Origin of the sequence: Phytomonospora endophytica (genome assembly GCF_014202425.1) — a bacterium.
Classification (GTDB): domain Bacteria; phylum Actinomycetota; class Actinomycetes; order Mycobacteriales; family Micromonosporaceae; genus Phytomonospora; species Phytomonospora endophytica.
In genome coordinates, this window is the sequence record NZ_JACHGT010000020.1 from 106,612 (window position 1) to 126,082 (window position 19,471).

Below are 19,471 nucleotides of genomic sequence, written 5' to 3' on the forward strand. Positions count from 1 at the left end.
GGGTTCAGTGAGCTAGGCTTTCGGAGTGACCGCACCCAAGACGCATCCCGGACGGACCGGTTCGCGCGGACGCATCGACAAGCGCGAGGCGATCCTGGCGGCCGCCTTCCGCGTGTTCGCCCGCAAAGGCTTCGCCAACGCCTGCGTCAAGGACATCGCCGCCGAGGCCAAGGTCGCCAAGCCGACCATCTACAGCCACCTCGACGACAAGGACGCCCTCTTCCGCGAGGCGATGGCCGCCGCCGCCGAAGGCGTGTCCGCGACCAGCGCCGCCGCCGTGGAAGGACTACGTCACCCCGGCGAGGACCTCGAAGCCGCCTTCGGCACCGCCGCCCGGCTCCTGCTCGACAGCTGCCTCACCGAGAGCTCCCACGCCCTCCGGCGCCTGACCTACGCCGAACTCCCGCGGTTCCCCGAACTCCTCGACACCGTCCGCGGCGCCCTCAACGGGCGGCTCGTCGACGACCTCGCCGGCCATGTCGCGATGCTCTCGGTGGGCGGCCGCCTCCGCGTCGGCGACCCGGTCCTGGCCGCCGAGCAGTTCGTCAGCCTCATCACCGGCCCCATGGAGATCTGCTCGGCGATGGGCACCCGCGAGGTCACCGCGGAGAAGGCCGCCGAGGTCGCTTCGGCGGCGGTCACGACCTTCCTCGCCGCCTACGGCACGGACTAATCCGGCATAACCGGGCGAGTCGCCTGGACTTCCCCGCCGTCATCTGATTGCCTCACGCTGACCGCCCGGTCACGATCGCGAGGCGAGCCGTTGAGTTTCTGGGACTACGTCACCAGCCGCTGGGATCTCCTGCTCTTCGAGACCTACCAGCACGCGAGCATGGTCTTCCAGTGCGTCCTGCTGGCCACCGTCATCGGCCTCGCCGTCGCCGTGGCCACCTACCGCACGTCCTGGCTGGCCAACCTCGCCACCGGGACGGCCTCGGTCATCTTCACCATCCCGTCCTTCGCGATGTTCGGCCTGATGATCCCGGTCTTCGGCCTCGGCGTCGTCCCCTCGGTCGTCGCGTTGACCCTCTACGCGCTGCTCCCGATCATCCGCAACTGCATCGTCGGACTGTCCGGGGTCGACCCCGCGATGGTCGACGCCGCCCGCGGCATGGGCATGAGCCGCGCGATGGTCCTCGCCCGCGTCGAGCTCCCGCTCGCCTGGCCGGTCATCCTCACCGGCGTCCGCGTCTCCACGATGCTCACCATGGGCGTCGCCGCGATCGCCGCCTACGTCTCCGGTCCCGGCCTCGGCGACGAGATCTTCTCCGGCCTCGCCCGTCTCGGCGGCGCCAACGCGCTCAACGCCGCACTCGCCGGCACGCTCGGGATCATCCTGCTGGCGCTGCTGTTCGACGCGGCCTACATCCTCATCGGCCGTCTCACCACTTCCAGGGGGTTGCGTGTCTGACGACGTCGGCGGTGTGCAGATCGATCTGCGCAACCTCACCAAGCGCTACCCGGGACAGGCCAAACCGGCCGTGGACGACGTCACCATGACGATCCAGGCCGGGGAGATCGTCGTCTTCGTCGGCCCGTCCGGCAGCGGCAAGACCACCACCATGAAGCTCATCAACCGCCTCATCGAGCCGACCTCCGGTGAGATCCTCATCAACGGCGAGGACGCCCGCAAGAAGAAGGCCGACGAGCTGCGCCGCCACATCGGCTACGTCATCCAGGCCGGCGGACTGTTCCCGCACATGACCGTCGCCGACAACATCGCCATCGTCCCCAGGATCCTCAAGTGGGACAGGAAGCGCATCGCCGAACGCGTCGAGGAACTGCTGACCATGGTCGGCCTCGAACCGGAGATCTACACGACCCGCTACCCGCGCCAGCTCTCCGGCGGGCAGCAGCAGCGCGTCGGCGTCGCCCGGGCCCTCGCCGCCGACCCGCCCGTCCTCCTCATGGACGAACCCTTCGGCGCCGTCGACCCCATCACCCGCGCCAAACTGCAGGACGAACTGCTCGCCCTCCAAGACGAGCTCAGCAAGACCATCGTCTTCGTCACCCACGACTTCGACGAGGCCGTCAAACTCGGCGACCGCATCGCCGTCCTCGCCGAGGGCTCGCGCATCGTCCAGTACGCCGAACCCGCCGAGATCCTGGCCAACCCCGCCGACGACTTCGTGCGCGGCTTCATCGGCGAGAACGGCGCCATGAAGCTCCTCAACGTCACCCGCGTCGCCGACATCGATCTCGACCAGGCCCTCACCGTCGCGCCCGAGGCCGACGCCGCCGAGGTCCACCGCGAACTCGCCGACCGCGACGAACACTGGGCCGTCGTCCTCGACCGCGGCGCCGGGCGCCCGGTCCGCTGGGTCAACCGCGAGGAACTCGCCGACGCCAGCGGCCCCGTCGAGGACTTCGGCGGTCCCGTCGACGTCACCATCTCGGGTCGCTCGACCCTCCAGGAGGCCCTGGAGGCGCTCCTGCGTTCCGACGCCGAACTCGTCCCCGTCGTCGTCAAACGTCGCTACCGGGGCCTCGTCACGCTCAACACCGTCCAGCAGGCGATCGCCAGCCTCCGCGAGAAGGCGAAACGGCGATGACGTCCGCGCAGGCCGCCGTCGAGGTCGCCACCGACGTCGCACCGTCCCCGTCGGCGACCGGCCGGGCCTGGCACCTGCTCATCACCCCGGCGATCATCGTCGTCGCGGGCGTCGCCCTGGTCATCGGCGTCAACGCCGCCGACCCGAACGTCTCCGAGCGGCGCTCCCTTGAGGCGCCCTTCGTCCTCAAACTCCTCGGCCAGCACCTCAACCTCACCGCCGTGTCGACCGTGATCGTCCTCGCCGTGGCCATCCCGCTCGGCGTCATGCTCACCCGCAAAGGCGCCCGCCTCGCCGCCCCGGCGGTCCTCGGCGTCGCCAACATCGGCCAGGGCGCGCCCGCGATCGGCGTCATCGTCATCCTCGCCGTCGTCCTGCCGACCGTCGCGCCCTTCTGGGTGGCGATCCTCGCGCTGAGCGTCTACAGCGTCCTGCCCGCCCTGCGCAACACCATGGTCGGCCTCCAGCAGGTCGACCCCGCGCTCGTCGAGGCCGGGCGCGGCATCGGCATGTCGGCGATGCGCACCCTCCTGCGCGTCGAACTGCCGCTGGCCACGCCCATCATGCTCGCCGGGATCCGCACCACCCTCGTCCTCAACGTCGGCGTCGCCGCCCTCGCCTCCTTCATCGGCGCCGGCGGCCTCGGCGAGATGATCTCGGCCGGCGTGAAACTCCAGCAGAACATCGTCCTGATCACCGGCAGCGTCCTCATCGCCCTGCTCGCCCTGAGCATCGACTGGCTCGGCGCGCTCGCCGAGCGCTACCTGCGGCCGAAAGGGGTGTGAGCGGTGCGCGAGCCCGCAGCCCGACCTCGCTCGTCCCACGCCGTGTCGCGGCGGCTTCCGTGGCTGCTGGCCTGCGCGTTCATGCTCGCCGGCTGCGGGCTGCAGCCCGCCTCGCAGTTCATCCCGGAGGTCTCGGCCGGGCCCGAACTGGAGAAGTACCCCGGTTTCGACGGCGCCGAGATCACCGTCTCCTCGAAGGACTTCACCGAGCAGCTGGTGCTGGGCAAGATGACCAGCCTGGTGCTGTCGGCGGCCGGGGCGCAGGTCACCGACAAGACCAACATCAAGGGCAGCGTCAACGCGCGCCTGTCGATGCTCGACGGCGAGGTCGACGTCATGTGGGAGTACACGGGCACCGCCTGGATCGTCTACATGGGACACCCCGACCCGATCGCCGACCCCGCCGAGCAGTTCCAGGCCGTCGCCGACGAGGACCTGGCGCAGAACCAGATCGTGTGGACGCGGCCGGCGCCGCTCAACAACAGTTACGCCATCGCCGTCAAGCAGGCCACCGCCGACAAGTACGGCCTGGTCAACATCAGCGACATCACCGAGCTGCCGGTCGCCGAACGGACCTTCTGTCTTGAGGCGGAGTTCATCAACCGCAACGACGGCTTCGTCGGCATGAAGCAGACCTACGGCTTCACCGACGCCGACATCCCGCCCGGCAACGTCCAGTCGATGGACACCGGCCTGATCTACAACCGCATCGGCGGCAGCTGCACCTTCGGCGAGGTCTTCGACACCGACGGCCGCATCCCCGCCAACGGCCTGGTCACGCTCACCGACGACAAGCACTTCTTCCCGATCTACCAGCCCGCGCTGACCGTGCGGCAGGAGATCTACCAGCGGTCCCCGCAGATCGGCGAGATCTTCGCCGACCTCGCCGCGCGCCTGACCACCGACGTCATGCGCGGCCTCAACGCGCAGGTCGACGTCGACGGCCGCGACCCCGTCTACGTCGCCGAGGACTGGCTCATGGAACAGGGCTTCCTCGCGTCTTGAGGCGGGCGGAGACAATGACGCATGCTCCGTGAAGTCCAGCCTCGGGCGGCCCTGACCCCCGGACACCGCGTCGACCTCGCCCGGCACCTGCCCGGCGGTGGGTGGGCGCTGGCGGCCTTCGACGGAACCGTCACCGTCACCGACCCGGTCTTGACCGTCGAACGCCGCGTCGACCTCGGGATGCGCATCGGCGACCTGCGGGTCGCCTGCGACGGGACCTGGGCCTGGGTCGGGGACTCGGGCCTGTGGACCGGCACCCCGGAGAAGCCACGGCCCGGTCCCGAGCGCACCGAGGCCGTCCTGTGGACCGGCGGCGGGCTGTGGACCGCGCGGACCGGCGAGGAGGTCGCCGTCGAGCTGCGCGACCCCGACTTCGGCGTGCTCGCGGCGGCGAGCCTGCCCGAGCGGTACGGCGGTTCGGGCGCGTGGCTGCACCCGCATCCCGACCCCGGAACGGTCGTGCTGTGGACGGCCGGGCCGGTCTGGGCGGGCAGTGAGGCCCATGTCGTCACCCGCGACGGCGACCGGCTCCGGGTGGAGCCGATTCCTTTTGAGAACCCCGATCCGCCCGTCTTCCTGCCCGGCGGCGGCGAGCTCCTCGTCGCGCTGCCCGACCTGCTGCGGGTCTCCTGGCCCGGCGGGTCCGAACTGGCCCGCCTGCCCTGGACCGACATCTCGCCCGATCCGAAGGACGAGCGCCCGACCCGCGACCTGTGGCTGCTGCCGGGCGGGAAGGCCGCGTGGGGCTCCTACAGTCGACGCGTGCGGATCGTCGACCTGGCGACGATGACAGTGGAGGCCGAGGTGGTCCTCGCCGGTCATCCCGTGCGGACCTTCTCGGCCTTCCACGCCGTCCCCGGGATCGGTTCCCCGCACGGCGATCTGAGCGGGTTCACCGTCGGCGGCGCCGGGGTCCTGAGCGTGCATCACCATCGTGAGGCGCTGCTCAGCGACGCCGCCGACTGGGCGGGTCAGCCGGCCGTCGCCAGCTGAGCCCCACCGGCCACTTCGAGGACGGTGCCGGTGATGTAGGTGTTCGTCGCCAGCGACACCACCGCCCGCGCGACGTCCTCGGGCAGTCCCACGCGGCCCAGCGGCAGGGCCTTGGCGAAGCCGTCGAACATGGCCTGGCGCTGCTCCTCGGGCAGCGCGTGCCACCACGGGGTGTCGATGACGCCGGGGGAGACGGCGTTGACGCGCCGGGGCGCGAGTTCTGCCGCGAGCGGTCCGACCATCGCCTCGACGGCGCCGTTGATCGCGGCGAGTCCGGCGGTGCCGGGCAGGGCCGCGCGGGCCGAGACGGCGCCGATGAAGGTCACCGAGCCGCCGGGGGCGAGGTGGGGGAGGGTCGCCTTGAGCGCCCGGACGTGCGCGATGAGTTTGGCCTCGATGCCGTCGCGCAGATCGTCGAGGGCGAGTGCGGTGATGGGGCCGCCGCCGCTGCCGCCGCTGAGGGCGAGCACGAGGTGGTCGTAGGTGGTGCCGTCGGCGAAGAAGGCCGCGAGGTCTTCGTCGGAGGCCGCGTCGACGGTGGCGGGTCGGACCCGCGCGCCGATGGCCGCGGCGGTGTCGGCGAGGACATCGGCCCGGCGGCCGGTGATGACCACCTCGGCGCCCGCTTCGGCGAAGAGCCGTGCGGTGGCCGCGCCGATGCCGCTGCCGCCGCCCATGACCAGTGCCCGCTGACCGTTGAGTTCCATGGCCTGAGCCTCTCGTTGTCGAGTCTTGCTGTCTCGACAAGTGTTTGTCGAGACTCATGGTTTCGTCAACTGCTAGCGTGGTGACATGGCACACCAACGCGCCCACACCGGCCGCCAGCGCAACGAAGCCGCCCGGCAGGCCATCCTCGACGCCGCCCTGCGCCTGTTCGGCACCTCCGGCGGCGACGTCACCGTCGGCGCGATCGCCGCCGAGGCGGGCGTCGGGAAACAGACCATTTACCGCTGGTGGCCCTCGAAGTACGCGATCCTCCTCGAAGCCTTCACCGCCTACGGCAGCGCCGTCGTCCCCCAGCCCGACACCGGCACCGTCGACGGCGACCTGCGCGCCTTCGTCGTCGCGACCTTCGACGGCATGACCGAGGCCGCCCCCGTCCTCAGCGCGCTCATGGGCGAAGCCCAGCGCGACCCGGCGACCCTGGAGACCCTCCGCGAGTTCACCGACCGACGCCGCACGGCCCTCCGCGCGCTCCTCGAACGCGGCCGCGCACGCGCCGAACTGCCCCCCGGCGCCGACTTCGACCTGCTCATCGACCAGGTGTACGGCGTCCTGTGGTACCGCGTTCTGCTCGGCCACGGCCCACTGAGCCCCCGCGCCGCCGCCGAACTCGCCACCGGCCTCCTCCGGCAGATCCGGCGCGACTGAAACCGTCCGGCGCGACCCTCCGGCAACTTAGAGTGACCGTACGAGAGACGGGGGAGGCCGGCCATGGCCAGCGAGTTCCAGACGCGCAAGCTCATCCGCCGCTTCGGGCTGCTCGACGCCGACCACGCGGGACACGTCGAACCCGCCGACTACCTGCGCATAGCCGAAAGGCTGCGCTGCGCCTTCGGGCTCGCCGACGACGACGCCCGCGTCGCCGCCCTCCGCGACGCCTACGAGCGGCTGTGGCGCGACGTGCACGGGGACGGGACGGCGAAGGTCACCCTCGAAGAGTTCGTCACCGCCAACGACAAGGCCCTCATCGCCGGTGTCGCCACCTTCGACGCGACGGTCCGGCCGCTCTGGGAGGCGCTGTTCGCGCTCGCCGACCTCGACGGCGACGGCCGTCTCGACGCCCCCGAGCTGAGTTCGCTGCTGCGCGCGCACGGGCTCGTCGAGCCGCAGGTGGCCGCGGCCGTCGAGCATCTCGCGCATCACGGCAGGGGTGTTTCGCGAGACGACTTCGCCCGGGTCTGCCGGGAGTACTTCACCGGCGAGGATCTCGACGCGCCCGGCAACTGGCTGCTGGGTGACCCGCGGCCGCTGACGGTCGGGCTCGACTAGACCTCGACGCGCCCGCCGCTACGCCAGTACCGGCCGTCCTCGCGCGTCATGATGCCGTGGTCGACCAGGTACCGCCGCAGTGAGGCGTGGTCGGCGTGCCAGCCCTTCAGCACGTCGTCGATCTGCTTCTCGGTGTAGATCACGCCGGGTTCGAAGCTCCGCTCGGCGATGTGCTCGACGACGATCCGGGACTTGCGGAAACCGCTGGGCAGACTCAGCAGGCGCCCGTCGCGGACGAAGTTGCGTAGCACGGCGTTGCGGTCGGGGTCGTCGTCGAGGGATTCCGGTTCGGTGGCCGGGGCCTGCCGCGCGGCCTCCTTGAACAGGTCGGCGGAGGCGGTCAGGCGACCGTCCTCGCCGGTGGTCACGATCCCGCTGCCGATGAGTCGCTGGAGGGCCTTGACGGCCGACTTCGCGTCGGCGCCGGCCGCCTCGGCGACCTCGGCGGAGGTTCCGGCACCGAGCACCACGGCGGCGAAGGCGCGCAGGCGGGCCGGCTCGGCGAGCTGGCCGCACAGTTCAAGGGAGTCCATCCCGCCACACTACGAAGGCCCGGGAGCGCTCTCAACGCGATATCGGCCCCGGCGTCGCTACCCTCGACAGGTGGCCACCCTCCGTGATCTCCTCAGCGCGCACACGACCCTCGACTCCGACGCTGTCGACCACCTGCACCTGCTGGCCGCCGAGTGGCAGCTGCTGTCCGATCTGTCCTTCGCCGACCTGCTCATGTGGGTGCGCGCCAAGGACGAGGACAAGGGCTACGTCTGCGTCGCCCAGGTGCGCCCCACCACGGGAATGACGGCGTACTACGACGACCAGGTCGCGCGGACCAGCTCCGGCGGCGACGCGTCGCACCTGACCGCCGCCTACGCCGAGGGCCGGATCTGGCGCGAGGGCGACCCGGTCTGGTTCGGTGACACCCCCGCGCGTCATGAGGCGATCCCGGTGCGCCGGACCGCGACCGGGCCGGTCATCGCGGTGATCGCGCGCGACACGAACCTGATGACCGTGCGCAGCCCCAGCCGCCTGGAGTCCAACTACCTCAACATCGCCGACGACCTCGCGCAGATGGTCACCGACGGAAGCTTCCCGCCCCCGCGTCTGCCCGGGGAGACGACGACCGCGCCCCGCGTCGGCGACGGCCTCGTCCGGCTCGACGCCGCCGGGAAGGTCAAGTACGTCTCACCGAACGCCCTGTCGGCCTACCGCCGCCTCGGCGTCTCCGGGCACCTGCTCGGCGAGGACCTGGCCGCCATCACCGGCCGTCTCGCCGACGACCCCTTCGACGGCGGCGACGCCGTCGCGCGCATCAACTCGGCCCTCCGCGGTGACAGCCCGCCGCGCAAGGAGATCGAGGCCCGGGGCGCGACGGTGCTGATGCGGGCGCTGCCGCTGCGGCCGGTCGGCTCACCGGCGGGCGCGCTGATCCTGGTCCGGGACGTCACCGAGGTCCGCCGCCGCGACCGGGCGCTGATGACCAAGGACGCCACGATCCGCGAGATCCACCACCGGGTCAAGAACAACCTGCAGACCGTCGCCGCGCTGCTCCGCCTCCAGGCCCGGCGGGTCGGGGCGCCGCAGGCGCGGGCGGCGCTGGAGGAGTCGGTGCGGCGGGTCGCCTCGATCGCGCTGGTCCACGAGACGCTGTCGCAGTCCAGCGACGAGGCCGTCGCCTTCGACGAGATCGTCGACCGCATCTCCTCGATGGCCGCCGAGGTCGCCGCCGCCGAGTCGCAGGTGCGGCTGCGCAGGGAGGGATCCTTCGGGGTCCTCCCGGCCGAGGTGGCGACACCGCTGGTGATGATCCTCAACGAGCTGCTGCAGAACGCCGTCGAGCACGCCTACGGGCCGGGGCAGTCGGGCGAGGTCGTGCTCGCCGTGCACCGGGAACAGGGCGAGCTGCGCGTGCGGGTCGCCGACGAGGGCCGTGGGCTGCCGGAGTCCTTCCGGATCGAGAACAGCCAGCGGCTCGGGCTCCAGATCGTGCGGACCCTCGCGACCGGTGAGCTGCGCGGGACGATCGACCTGCGCCCGCGCGAGGGCGGCGGGACCGAGGCGGTGCTCGTCGTTCCGGTGTAGGGCGGGGTGTCCTGGATGCGACAGAAAGATCCTTTGTCATCGGGCCGTCACCACTGGTAGTTTTCCGTGCGTTCTTACTGATCGCGGGGGTGACCAGAGGGGGATAGCATGGCTTTCATGGCGCAGCGAATAGAAGTTCCCGAGCTGCCGGATGATGCGTACGACGTACTGCTGGCGCGAGCTCAGGCCTACGGCATGAGCGTCGAGCGCTATGTGCGAGCGCTTCTCATCGACCAAGCGGCCCAGCCGACGGCGGCGGAAGTGTTCGCCCGGACCGCCGACCGCCCGAAGACCGGTGTATCGGTGGACGACATCGTGGCGCTCCAGCGGGCGGATCGCGAACGGTGAGCCAGACGATCGTCGTGGACAACTCCGTCATCGTCTACGCTCTCACCGAATCCGCGGGGACCGAGCTTCTGCGAAGGCGTTTGTCCGCGCCGCGCCAGATGCACGCTCCGGCTCTCATCGATTTCGAGTTCCTCAGCGCGATGCGCGGCATGCTCGTCGGCCGCAAGATCACCGAAGTGGTGGCGGATCAGGCACTGCGGGACTTTTTCGACCTCCCGATCACCCGGCACCCGGGCGCGGAGACCTTCAAGCGGGCGTGGGAACTTCGGCATAACTACAACCCGTACGACGCGTCGTACGTGGCGTTGGCCGAGAGTCTGGGAAGCACCCTGCTGACGTCCGATCGCAAACTTGAAGGGTCTCACTCGGCCCGAGTCGAGGTCATCGCAATCTGAGCCACCCCGTCCCGCCATGCGGACGGCCCGGAAACCGTGAATCGGCCCCCGTCGTCTCCATGTCGGGACCGTTACCCCAGATGTCGGCGTGTGACGCCCGCACGGCCGCCCCGGGACCGTCCGCATGGAGGTGACGGCCCCCGCACCCTTGTGGCATGCTTGCCCGCATGAGTGCTGCCCTGCGCATCCGCCTCGTGGCCCGCCGCCACGTGGACTTCGGGCGTACCCGCAGCGCGATCTGTCGCCCGGTGCATCGTCGCGCCTGATCGAACCCTTTCCTTCTCCAGGGCGCGCGACGTGTCGCCGCCGTGGATCCTCATGACGCCAACGCCTCGCGTGCTGATCACTGAGCACCGGGAGCATCATGACCACGTCGTCGGTCCGCAGTCGGCACAACGCCAAGGGCCAGGGCCAGTGGGCGCTCGGACACACCGAGCCCCTCAACCCCAATGAGCAGCAGAAGAAGGACGACAACCCCCTCAACGTCCGCGCGCGCATCGAGAACATCTACGCGCACCGGGGTTTCGCCTCGATCGACCCCGCCGACCTGCGCGGCCGTTTCCGCTGGTGGGGCCTCTACACCCAGCGCAAACCCGGCTTCGACGGCACCCACACCGGCGTCATGGAACCCGAGGACCTCGAAGACGAGTTCTTCATGCTGCGCGTCCGCATCGACGGCGGGCAGCTCTCCGTGGAGCAGCTGCGCGCGATCGCCGAGATCTCCCGGCTCTACGGCCGCGACACCGCCGACATCACCGACCGCCAGAACATCCAGCTGCACTGGATCCGCGTCGAGGACGTCCCCGACATCTGGCGCCGCCTCGAAGAAGTCGGACTGTCCACACAGGAGGCATGCGGCGACTGCCCACGCGTCGTCCTCGGCAGCCCCGTGGCCGGCGTCTCCGCCGACGAACTGATCGACGCCACCCCGGCCATCGACGAGATCACCAGCCGCTTCATCGGCGACCAGAGCCTGTCGAACCTGCCCCGCAAGTACAAGTCCGGCATCTCCTGGCTGCCCGACCTGCCCTACGAGACCAACGACCTCTCCTTCCTCGGCGCCGTCCACCCGATCCACGGACCCGGCTACGACGTCTGGGTCGGCGGCGGCCTGTCGACGAACCCCATGCTCGCCAAGCGACTCGGCACCTGGGTGTCCCTTGAGGACGTTCCCGACGTCTGGCACGCCGTCACCCAGCTCTTCCGCGACTACGGCTTCCGCCGCCTGCGCACCCGCGCGCGCCTCAAGTTCCTCGTCGCCGACTGGGGCATCGAACGCTTCCGCGAAGTCCTGGAGAACGAGTACCTCAAGCGCAAACTCGACGACCTCGACGAACCCGCCGTCGCACCCGCCCTCATCGACCACGTCGGCGTCCACCGGCAGGCCGACGGACGCTACTTCGTCGGCGCCGCACCGGTCGTCGGCCGCGTCACCGGAACCGTCCTGCACCAGGTCGCCGAACTCGCCGCCCGCCACGGCAGCGACCGCGTGCGCACCACCCCCGGCCAGAAACTCCTCATCCTCGACATCGCCGAGTCCGATGTGGACGCCATCGTCGAAGGCCTCCGCGAACTCGGCCTCCACGCCGACCCCAGCCCCTGGCGCCGCGGCACCATGGCCTGCACCGGCATCGAGTTCTGCAAACTCGCCCTCGTCGACACCAAGGAACGCGCCCGCGAAACCGTCCTCCAGCTCGAAAAGCGCGTACCCGACATGGACACCCCGCTCGCGATCCACGTCAACGGCTGCCCCAACGCCTGCGCCCGCACCCAAACCGCCGACATCGGCCTCAAAGGCCAGCTCGTCCTCGTCGACGGCAAGCGCGTCGAAGGCTTCCAGGTCCACCTCGGCGGCGGCCACGCCCTGCACGCCGGCCTCGGCCGCAAACTCCGCGGCCACAAGGTCGCCGCGACCGAACTCGCCGACTACGTCGAGCGCCTTTCCCGCCGCTACCTCGACGAGCGCACCGACGGCGAGGTCTTCGCCGCCTGGGTCGCCCGCGCCGACGAGAAGGACCTCCAGTGAGCGGCCGCGCCGTCCCCTACTTCTGCCCCTACTGCGGAGACGAGGACCTGCACCCCCATCTCCCCGCCGACCCCGGCGCGCGCCCCTCCGGCTGGGAATGCCGCTCCTGCGCCCGCGTCTTCTCGGTGACCTTCAAAGGACTCAACTTCGGCGACGACGCCACCCCACAGACCGTGCCCGTCGACAACAGACCGGAGACCGGCCATGACTCGTGACCCCTTCGCCCTCCGCGACCTCGCCCACAAGGCCGGCCGCGACCTTGAGAACGCCTCCGCCGAACGCATCGTGGAATGGGCCGCCGACACCTTCGGCGAACGCTTCTGCGTCACCTCCTCCTTCGCCGACGCCGTCCTCGCCCACCTGGTCTCCAGCGTGGTCCCCGGCGTCGACGTCGTCTTCCTCGACACCGGACTCCACTTCGAGGAGACCCTCGACGTCCGCGAAGAGGTCCGCCGCAGGCTCCCCGTGACCGTCAAGTCGGTCCGCCCGCCCATGACCGTCGGCCGCCAGGACGGCGAGTTCGGCCCCCGGCTGTGGGACCGCGCCCCCGACGAGTGCTGCCACCTGCGCAAGGTCGAACCCCTCGCCGAGGCGCTCGCCGACTACGACGCCTGGGCCACCGGTCTGCGCCGCGACGAGTCCCCCAGCCGTGCCGACACCCGCATCGTCGACTTCGACGCCGGCCGCCAGAAGGTCAAGATCTCGCCCATCGCGCGCTGGACACAGTCCGACGTGGACACCTACATCGAGGCCAACGACATCCCCGTCAACGACCTCTTCAACCGCGGCTACGGCTCCATCGGCTGCTGGCCCTGCACCCGCCGCGTCAAGCCCGGCGAGGACCCCCGCGCCGGCCGCTGGGCCATGTTCGACAAGCAGGAATGCGGGATCCACCTGTGACCGCCTGGCGCGGCGACGGCCCCGGCCCGCCGCTCGTGCTCATCGCCCACGGCAGCAGGGACGGCCGCTCCTCCGCGGTCGTCCGCCGCATCGCCGCGCGCCTCGACGCCCGGGCGAGTTTCATCGACTTCGACCGCCCCGACCCGGTGACCCTGCTCACGGCACTCGCCGACGCCGGGCACCGCACCGTGGCCGTGGTCCCGCTCCTGCTGACCGACGCCTTCCACAGCCGCGTCGACGTGCCCCGGCTCGTCGCCGAGGTGCGTGAGAAGCGGCCGGGGCTGGAGGTGCCGCTGGGGCCACCCGTCGGCGGAGCGGCGCTCATTCCGGCGCTGGCGCGGGCGCTGGGCCCCTGCGACGGGGTCGTGCTGGCGGCGGCCGGGACCCGCGACACGGTGGGGCAGGCACACGTACGCGACATGGCCCTGCGCCTCGGCCGGCACCTCGGAGTGCCGGGCGTGGCCGCGTACGCCGCCTCGGCGGAGCCGGGCGTCGGCGAGGCGGTCACCCGCCTGCACGCGTCGGGTGCCCGGAATGTCGCGGTCGCCTCCTACTTCATCGCGCCCGGTCTGCTCTACGAGCGCGTGCGCGCGGCGGCGGTCGCGGCGGGCGTGCCGGTCGCGCCCCCGCTCGGCGACGCCGACGAGCTGCTCGGTGCGGTCCGTGCGGCCTACGTCGCCGCCCTGCGAAGGACGGTCGCGGCGGCGGCCTGAGGGCCGAGATCTCTTCATGCATGGTAATCCGCCGTGTGCACACGGTCATGTGTGCTGCTGGGGCATGCCCTTTGTGGTCCTATGTGGACGCACCTACCCCGTATGCGATTCCGGCCCCTATTGGCCGCATCCACCCGGCTTGTTACGATGTTTCGACCACGTCGGCCGTCCCGGTTGCGCGTTTCGCCTGTTCCTTTGCGGGTAAAAGGTTCCCGGTGGCCCGTGGCCCTGCCGTCAGTGCCCACCGCTGACGCGGCGACAACAAAAGACAGGTGCCGGACGGCGGCCGTAGGCCGCGTCCGTGTTCGTCGTTGTCAGCCCCCGTGTGGCCCCCTGGCGGCGGCGTTCACGTCGTCCCCGGCACGAGGCCGAAGCCCAGCCTCCCGCCAACGGTGAAAACCGATGAGGAGACCACGCCAAGCTGATGTCCGCACCCGCTTCGAGCACCACGGCGCCCGACGCGCCTCCGGCAAACCCGCGCCCCACCAGGAAGGACCCGTACTTCTCCAACGCGAAACTGATCTTGATCGTGCTGGTCGCCTGCGGTCACGCGTGGGCGCCCCTGATGGACAGCGACGCCGTCCGCGCGGCCTATCTGGTCCTCTACGACCTGCACATGCCCGCGTTCATCCTCATCTCGGGCTACCTTTCCCGCAGCTTCGCCGGACGTCCCGATCAGTGGCGGCGGCTCCTGACCGGCGTCGCGCTCCCGTACGTGACCTTCTCGCTCGCCTACGGGCTGATGCGCATCTACACCGAGGGTCAGTTCGACTGGAACCTGCTCTACCCGTGGTACCTGCTGTGGTTCCTGCCCGCCCTGTTCTTCTGGCGGCTGACCTCACAGATCTGGAAGGTCGTGCGGTGGCCGATCGCGGTGGCCTTCGCGATCTCCTTCGCCGCCTCGCTCACCGCCCTCAGTGACGTGCTCGACCTCGGCCGCATCCTGCAGTTCCTGCCCTTCTTCGTGATCGGGCTCCGGCTCAGGCGCGAGCACTTCGAGGCGCTGCGGCGGCCGTGGATCCGCTGGAGCGGCCTGGCCGCCACCGCCGGTCTGCTGGCCGTCGCCTACGTCTTCGGTTCGGACCTGGCGCCGGAGTGGGTCTACTACAACCAGGGTTACGGCCAGCTGGAGACGGCCCTGGCGTGGATCGTGCCGATCCGCGTCGGCACCTTCCTGGCCGCCGGGATCCTGGTGGTCACCTTCCTGGCCTGGACGCCGAAGCGCGAGTTCCGGCTGAGCGCGCTGGGGGAGCGCACCATCTACGCCTATCTCCTGCACGGTTTCGTGATCAAGATCGCCGACGAGGGTCTCGACCTCTACCGCTTCGAATGGCTGCACACGCCCGCGGGTGCGGTTCTCGTCACACTGCTGGCAGCCGGTCTGGCGGTCCTGCTCATGACCGCGCCCGTGACGCGGCTGTTCCGGTGGGTCGTGGAGCCGCGCATGCCGTGGCTGTTCACCGCCCAGTCGCGACGCCGGCCGCAGGAGGTCACCGCCTGAATCCGGCTCGAAACGAACGTGGACAAGGCCCGGCCCCCGCTCCAAGACCTGGAGAGAAGCGGGGGCCGGGCTGCTACGGAAGCACTACCACCACCAGCAGTGCCATCCGTACCACCCACCGATGACCGTGATTCCCAGACCGATGCTGACGAGCATGACCAGCCTCCTGAAAAGAGGTGCCCCACCCTGAGGGGCATCCGCCGTTGTCTCACGTTCACGTCCGCCCACCTCGGATCGGACGCAGACGAAACCTAAGGCCTCGGCTCCTCCCAAGTCAGTCCAAATGGCGACATATCGACTTCACTCGATGTCCGCCGGATTCGATGATCAATCCGGCGAGGGGATAGACTGAATGGCTTCGTTTTCAAAGGCCAGGGGAGTGCGCAGTTGAGCCACAGCGGTGGGCGGGATGACGACAAGAGTGTTGTGGAGACAGCCGAAAGGGACGCCGAGGTGGCCCTCGAACAACGCCACGTCGACACTGTCTACGACCGGCTGGACGAGCTTCGCGACGTCGCGGTCCGAGCCGAGCGTGACGGCTACAACTATTCGCACGCAAGGGTTCCGGGCGCGCAGTACGAGCGCGACGTGTTCGTCTACCAGGCGGCCAAACGGCTGCACACCCTCGACGCCGAACACGAGGGCCTGGTCTTCGGGCGCCTCGACCTCGACGGTCCGGTCACCCGGCACATCGGCCGGCTCGGACTGCGCTCGGCCGAGCAGAAGCCGCTGCTGATCGACTGGCGCGCGCCCGCCGCGGCGCCGTTCTACCAGGCCACGGCGGCCGACCGGATGTCGGTCATCCGACGCCGGGTCATCCGCTCCAGCGGCCGGACCGTGCTCGACATCTCCGACGACCTCCTCGACACCGAGCACGCCGACCCCGGCGAGACCGGCCTGTCGGTCATCGGCGACGGCGCCCTCATGGCCGCCCTGGCCCGCGCCCGCGGCGAGCGCATGCGCGACATCGTCGCCACCATCCAGCGCGAGCAGGACGAGGCGATCCGGGCCGAGGCCCGCGGCGTCACGCTGATCAGCGGTGGCCCCGGCACGGGCAAGACCGTCGTCGCGCTGCACCGCGCCGCCTACCTGCTGTACGCCGACCGGCGGCGCTTCGAAGGCGGCGGCGTGCTCGTCGTCGGACCCTCCACGGTCTTCCTGCGCTACATCGAGCGCGTACTGCCGTCCCTCGGCGAGGACGCCGCGGCCCTGTACGCCCTCGGCGAGTTCGTCGACGGCGCCAAGGCCGTCCGGCAGGACCCGCTGAAGGTCGCCGCCGTCAAGGGCGCCGGGCGGATCCGGAAGATCCTCGCCCGCGCGACCAGACTCGCGCCCCCGAACGCGCCCGAGACCTTCACGATGGTCTACCGGGGTGAGGTGCTGCGCCTGCGCGAAGGCGACCTGATCGAGGCCCGCGCGGCCGTGCAGCGCAAGAACCAGCAGCACAACCACGCCGTCACCGAAGCAGGCCGGGCGCTGCTGGTCGCCTTGTGGCGCAAGGCGAAAGAACGCATCGAGACCGGGCTCGTCCCGGCCGAGTTCTCCCGCGAGGTCGGCCACCGCAACGAGTTCCTGGAGTTCCTGCACGCCTGGTGGCCCGAACTCACCCCCGAGGAGGTGCTGCGCTGGCTGTCCGACGAGCGGCGGCTCGGCGCGGCCTCGCAGGGCATGCTGTCGCGGCAGGAGGTCTCGGCGGTCGCGGCCTCGCTGACCGAGCCCGACTGGTCGGTGTCCGACATCCCGCTGCTCGACGAGCTCGCCGGGATCCTCGGCAGGCCGAAGCGCCCGAAGGCCCGCCGCGACCACGACGGCGACTCCATCCAGGAGCTGACGACCACGCAGGACCGGCTGTACACCCGGGCACCGCGGGCCGAGCGCGGCTCCGACTATGACGGCTACGCCCACATCGTCGTCGACGAGGCGCAGGACCTCTCCCCGATGCAGTGGCGGATGCTCGGCCGTCGCGGTCGCCAGGCGAGCTGGACCATCGTCGGTGACGCCGCCCAGAGCAGCTGGCCCGACCCGGCCGAGGCCCGCCGCGCGCGCAACGAGGCACTGGGGCGCCTGCCGCGCAAGGAGTTCCACCTCACCACCAACTACCGCAACTCCGCCGAGATCTTCGAGTTCGCCGCCGAGTCGATCCGCCGGGCCGTGCCCGACGCCGACATCCCCAAGGCCGTCCGCCGGACCGGCGCCGTCCCCGTCGACCTGCGCGTCCCGGCCGCCGAACTGACCGCGACGGTCGTCGCCAAGGTCGCCGAACACCTCGCCGAGGTCGCCGGGACCGTGGGCGTCATCACCCCGGCCGACGACCGCGGCAAGATCGCCGCCTGGTTCGAACCGCACGAGAGACTGCACGTCATGACCGCACTGGAGTCGAAGGGACTCGAATTCGACGCCGTCGTCGCCGTGCGGCCCGACGTCGTCGCGGCCGAGTCGGGCCCCCAGGTCCGTTACGTCGTGTTCACCCGTGCGACGCAATTCCTGACGGTGATCAACGCGCAGGATTAACAACAGGAATACCGTTGGTGAAAAGCGAACGCCGCTTTTGGTGAATGGTGGGTTTTCGGTCTTCCCGAAGGTTTGACCGGACGTTTCCGGGGCTATTCTTCGTGCCATGTCGAGCCCCCGATCGGTTCGCCGCCCCCTGCGGATCCTGATGGTCGTCGTCACCGACTACCGCACCGACGCGCGGGTACGCCGGCAGGCCGAGGCCCTCGTGAACCGCGGCGACCACGTGACCGTGCTGGCCCTCCAGGTCGGCGAGAAACCCGAGACCGGCGTGGTCAACGGAGTGCGGGTGGTCGAACTCCCGATCCGTAAATACCGCGGCGCGTCGGCCGGCGCCTACCTGAAGCTGTACGGCCGCTTCAGCTGGCGCGCACTGCGCTGGGCGTCGAAGCACCGCCGCGAGTTCGACCTCGTCCAGGCGCACTCGATGCCCGAGACGCTGGTCTTCTGCGGCCTGCCGCAGCGCCTCCGGGGGCTGCCGGTTCTGCTCGACGTGCACGACCTGACCTCGAAGACCTTCGAGGAGAAGTTCGCCTCAAGGCCCGCGCTGCTCAACTCGGTGCGGGCCTCCGAACGCGCCTCGATGCGCTTCTCCACCGAAGTCATCACCGCCAACGAGCCCTACGCCGAACTCCTGCGCGGACTCACCAAGACTCGCGTGACCTCGGTGCTGAACTGCCCCGACGACGCGATCTTCCAGCCGCGTGAATGGCGCGAATGGCGGGCCGACGGTGAGTTCGTCGCCGGATATCACGGCCTCATCGCCGAACGGCAGGGCGTTTTCCAGGCCGTCGACGCCGTCGCCCTGCTCCGCGACGAGATGCCCGGACTCAAACTGCGCATCCGCGGCGCCGGCGACGACGCGCCACGACTCCACGAGCACATCGCCAAGCACGACGTCGCCGACCGCGTCCACTTCGACGACACCCCCATCGCCGTCACCGACCTGCCCACCGAACTCGGCGAACTCCACCTCGGGCTCGTGCCCCACCAGATCGGGCCGCTCACCCAGGACATCCTGCCGAACAAGATCATGGAATACGCCGGCGTCGGCGTGCCCATCGTCTCGTTCCGCAACCCCACCGTCGCCCGCTACTTCGACGAACAGGCCGTCGTGTTCGCCGACCCCGCCGACGGGCCCGGACTCGCCAAGGCCATCACGGCCGTCGCGAGAGACCAGGCCGCGGCGAGGGCGCGAAGCGAGCACACGCTCGGGCTGATGACCGAACGGATGTGGAGCCGACAGCGGGCGACGTACTTCGAGGTCATCGACCGGATGTGCGGGGTGCGGGAAGGCGCGGATGCGGGTGAGGACGTGGGGGAGACGGCGGGGGTCGGGTAGGGGTCGCCTGCGGGTGGTGGGGGCCGGGTCTTGGGCTTAGGGCCTGTGTTTGCCGGCTCGCTGCGCTCGCGATGCGGCTCAGCCGCTGCGCGGCTTCGCCTCCGGGCCTTCGGCCCGCTTGCCGCTGGGCGTGGTGGTCGCCTCCGCCGCCTTTAGCGGGTGGCGGGAGTGGCCGGGGAGGGTTTGGCGTGGGCGTTGTGTTGCGGGGCGGCTTTGGCGACCACCGCGCCATACGCGGCAGAGTTCACCCGTTGGGCGTTGCGGCGGTGGCGGATCTTCGGCCCGCACCTGTCCTCGTCGCTGCTGAGCGCTGTGTCACGCCACCAGCG

Annotated in this window: 20 protein-coding genes; 18 read left to right on the forward strand and 2 right to left on the reverse strand. The window is 70.5% G+C overall.

The genetic code is table 11. The annotated features are described in order from the left end of the window. The first annotated feature begins 25 nt into the window (after positions 1 to 25). The 6 genes from HNR73_RS34715 to HNR73_RS34740 all read left to right on the forward strand — a co-directional run bounded on the left by HNR73_RS34715 (position 26) and on the right by HNR73_RS34740 (position 5,335). Positions 26 to 673, forward strand: coding sequence for a TetR/AcrR family transcriptional regulator (locus HNR73_RS34715; protein ID WP_184792280.1), 648 nt, complete (start codon positions 26 to 28; stop codon positions 671 to 673). A gap of 90 nt (positions 674 to 763) precedes the next feature. Continuing rightward, positions 764 to 1,411 carry an ABC transporter permease gene (locus HNR73_RS34720; RefSeq protein ID WP_184792281.1) on the forward strand — a complete coding sequence of 216 codons (648 nt, stop codon included), beginning with the start codon at positions 764 to 766 and terminating at the stop codon, positions 1,409 to 1,411. Further along, complete coding sequence (locus HNR73_RS34725; RefSeq protein WP_275414567.1) at positions 1,404 to 2,552, forward strand: ABC transporter ATP-binding protein; 1,149 nt, start codon at positions 1,404 to 1,406, stop codon at positions 2,550 to 2,552. Before HNR73_RS34720 ends, HNR73_RS34725 begins: the two co-directional genes overlap by 8 nt. Continuing rightward, positions 2,549 to 3,337: an ABC transporter permease gene (locus HNR73_RS34730; RefSeq protein WP_184792282.1), complete on the forward strand. Its 789-nt coding sequence runs from the start codon at positions 2,549 to 2,551 to the stop codon at positions 3,335 to 3,337. Before HNR73_RS34725 ends, HNR73_RS34730 begins: the two co-directional genes overlap by 4 nt. Positions 3,338 to 3,340: 3 nt before the next feature. After that, positions 3,341 to 4,342, forward strand: coding sequence for a glycine betaine ABC transporter substrate-binding protein (locus HNR73_RS34735; protein ID WP_203686353.1), 1,002 nt, complete (start codon positions 3,341 to 3,343; stop codon positions 4,340 to 4,342). 21 nt (positions 4,343 to 4,363) lie between these two features. Next, on the forward strand, positions 4,364 to 5,335 hold the full coding sequence (locus HNR73_RS34740) for a hypothetical protein (RefSeq protein ID WP_184792283.1): 972 nt from the start codon (positions 4,364 to 4,366) through the stop codon (positions 5,333 to 5,335). Here the strand turns inward: HNR73_RS34740 and HNR73_RS34745 are convergent. After that, positions 5,314 to 6,042, reverse strand: a complete 729-nt coding sequence (locus HNR73_RS34745) for an SDR family oxidoreductase (protein WP_184792284.1) — start codon at positions 6,040 to 6,042, stop codon at positions 5,314 to 5,316. The two genes, HNR73_RS34740 and HNR73_RS34745, sit on opposite strands and share 22 nt — an antisense overlap. An 85-nt stretch (positions 6,043 to 6,127) precedes the next feature. Here HNR73_RS34745 and HNR73_RS34750 point away from each other — a divergent pair, with 85 nt between their 5' ends. Both HNR73_RS34750 and HNR73_RS34755 read left to right on the forward strand, forming a co-directional pair. After that, complete coding sequence (locus HNR73_RS34750; RefSeq protein WP_184792285.1) at positions 6,128 to 6,706, forward strand: TetR/AcrR family transcriptional regulator; 579 nt, start codon at positions 6,128 to 6,130, stop codon at positions 6,704 to 6,706. Positions 6,707 to 6,769: 63 nt separating this feature from the next. Continuing rightward, positions 6,770 to 7,327: an EF-hand domain-containing protein gene (locus tag HNR73_RS34755; protein WP_184792286.1), complete on the forward strand. Its 558-nt coding sequence runs from the start codon at positions 6,770 to 6,772 to the stop codon at positions 7,325 to 7,327. On the opposite strand, the gene HNR73_RS34760 is transcribed toward HNR73_RS34755, so the two are convergent. Further along, on the reverse strand, positions 7,324 to 7,860 hold the full coding sequence (locus HNR73_RS34760) for a DUF2087 domain-containing protein (protein ID WP_184792287.1): 537 nt from the start codon (positions 7,858 to 7,860) through the stop codon (positions 7,324 to 7,326). The two genes, HNR73_RS34755 and HNR73_RS34760, sit on opposite strands and share 4 nt — an antisense overlap. A 70-nt stretch (positions 7,861 to 7,930) precedes the next feature. On the opposite strand from HNR73_RS34760, the gene HNR73_RS34765 reads away from it, so the two are divergent. The 10 genes from HNR73_RS34765 to HNR73_RS34810 all read left to right on the forward strand — a co-directional run bounded on the left by HNR73_RS34765 (position 7,931) and on the right by HNR73_RS34810 (position 19,142). Then, a complete protein-coding gene (locus tag HNR73_RS34765; RefSeq protein WP_184792288.1) occupies positions 7,931 to 9,406 on the forward strand; it encodes a sensor histidine kinase in 1,476 nt (491 codons plus the stop codon). 117 nt (positions 9,407 to 9,523) lie between these two features. Then, complete coding sequence (locus HNR73_RS34770) at positions 9,524 to 9,754, forward strand: hypothetical protein (protein WP_184792289.1); 231 nt, start codon at positions 9,524 to 9,526, stop codon at positions 9,752 to 9,754. After that, positions 9,751 to 10,149 carry a type II toxin-antitoxin system VapC family toxin gene (locus tag HNR73_RS34775; RefSeq protein ID WP_203686352.1) on the forward strand — a complete coding sequence of 133 codons (399 nt, stop codon included), beginning with the start codon at positions 9,751 to 9,753 and terminating at the stop codon, positions 10,147 to 10,149. The genes HNR73_RS34770 and HNR73_RS34775 overlap by 4 nt, the downstream gene beginning before the upstream one ends. A 364-nt stretch (positions 10,150 to 10,513) precedes the next feature. Beyond that, a complete protein-coding gene (locus HNR73_RS34780) occupies positions 10,514 to 12,175 on the forward strand; it encodes a nitrite/sulfite reductase (protein WP_184792290.1) in 1,662 nt (553 codons plus the stop codon). Further along, a complete protein-coding gene (locus HNR73_RS34785) occupies positions 12,172 to 12,390 on the forward strand; it encodes a hypothetical protein (RefSeq protein WP_184792291.1) in 219 nt (72 codons plus the stop codon). Before HNR73_RS34780 ends, HNR73_RS34785 begins: the two co-directional genes overlap by 4 nt. Next, positions 12,380 to 13,075: a phosphoadenylyl-sulfate reductase gene (locus HNR73_RS34790; protein WP_184792292.1), complete on the forward strand. Its 696-nt coding sequence runs from the start codon at positions 12,380 to 12,382 to the stop codon at positions 13,073 to 13,075. Before HNR73_RS34785 ends, HNR73_RS34790 begins: the two co-directional genes overlap by 11 nt. Further along, positions 13,072 to 13,788, forward strand: coding sequence for a sirohydrochlorin chelatase (locus HNR73_RS34795; RefSeq protein WP_373316621.1), 717 nt, complete (start codon positions 13,072 to 13,074; stop codon positions 13,786 to 13,788). The genes HNR73_RS34790 and HNR73_RS34795 overlap by 4 nt, the downstream gene beginning before the upstream one ends. A gap of 424 nt (positions 13,789 to 14,212) precedes the next feature. After that, a complete protein-coding gene (locus tag HNR73_RS34800; protein ID WP_184792294.1) occupies positions 14,213 to 15,289 on the forward strand; it encodes an acyltransferase family protein in 1,077 nt (358 codons plus the stop codon). Between the two features lie 426 nt (positions 15,290 to 15,715). Continuing rightward, positions 15,716 to 17,800 (forward strand): HelD family protein, encoded by a 2,085-nt coding sequence (locus tag HNR73_RS34805; RefSeq protein ID WP_184792295.1) that lies wholly within the window; start codon positions 15,716 to 15,718, stop codon positions 17,798 to 17,800. A gap of 106 nt (positions 17,801 to 17,906) precedes the next feature. Then, positions 17,907 to 19,142: a glycosyltransferase gene (locus HNR73_RS34810; protein WP_184792296.1), complete on the forward strand. Its 1,236-nt coding sequence runs from the start codon at positions 17,907 to 17,909 to the stop codon at positions 19,140 to 19,142. Positions 19,143 to 19,471: the final 329 nt, after the last annotated feature.

Excerpts from the sequence above, each read along its gene's own strand:
- HNR73_RS34750 (WP_184792285.1), top strand. The coding sequence starts at position 6,128 with ATGGCACACCAACGCGCCCACACCGGCCGCCAGCGCAACGAAGCCGCC.
- HNR73_RS34760 (WP_184792287.1), bottom strand. The coding sequence starts at position 7,860 with ATGGACTCCCTTGAACTGTGCGGCCAGCTCGCCGAGCCGGCCCGCCTG.
- HNR73_RS34740 (WP_184792283.1), top strand. The coding sequence starts at position 4,364 with ATGCTCCGTGAAGTCCAGCCTCGGGCGGCCCTGACCCCCGGACACCGC.
- HNR73_RS34810 (WP_184792296.1), top strand. The coding sequence starts at position 17,907 with ATGTCGAGCCCCCGATCGGTTCGCCGCCCCCTGCGGATCCTGATGGTC.
- HNR73_RS34800 (WP_184792294.1), top strand. The coding sequence starts at position 14,213 with ATGTCCGCACCCGCTTCGAGCACCACGGCGCCCGACGCGCCTCCGGCA.
- HNR73_RS34770 (WP_184792289.1), top strand. The coding sequence starts at position 9,524 with ATGGCGCAGCGAATAGAAGTTCCCGAGCTGCCGGATGATGCGTACGAC.
- HNR73_RS34730 (WP_184792282.1), top strand. The coding sequence starts at position 2,549 with ATGACGTCCGCGCAGGCCGCCGTCGAGGTCGCCACCGACGTCGCACCG.
- HNR73_RS34745 (WP_184792284.1), bottom strand. The coding sequence starts at position 6,042 with ATGGAACTCAACGGTCAGCGGGCACTGGTCATGGGCGGCGGCAGCGGC.
- HNR73_RS34780 (WP_184792290.1), top strand. The coding sequence starts at position 10,514 with ATGACCACGTCGTCGGTCCGCAGTCGGCACAACGCCAAGGGCCAGGGC.
- HNR73_RS34790 (WP_184792292.1), top strand. The coding sequence starts at position 12,380 with ATGACTCGTGACCCCTTCGCCCTCCGCGACCTCGCCCACAAGGCCGGC.
- HNR73_RS34755 (WP_184792286.1), top strand. The coding sequence starts at position 6,770 with ATGGCCAGCGAGTTCCAGACGCGCAAGCTCATCCGCCGCTTCGGGCTG.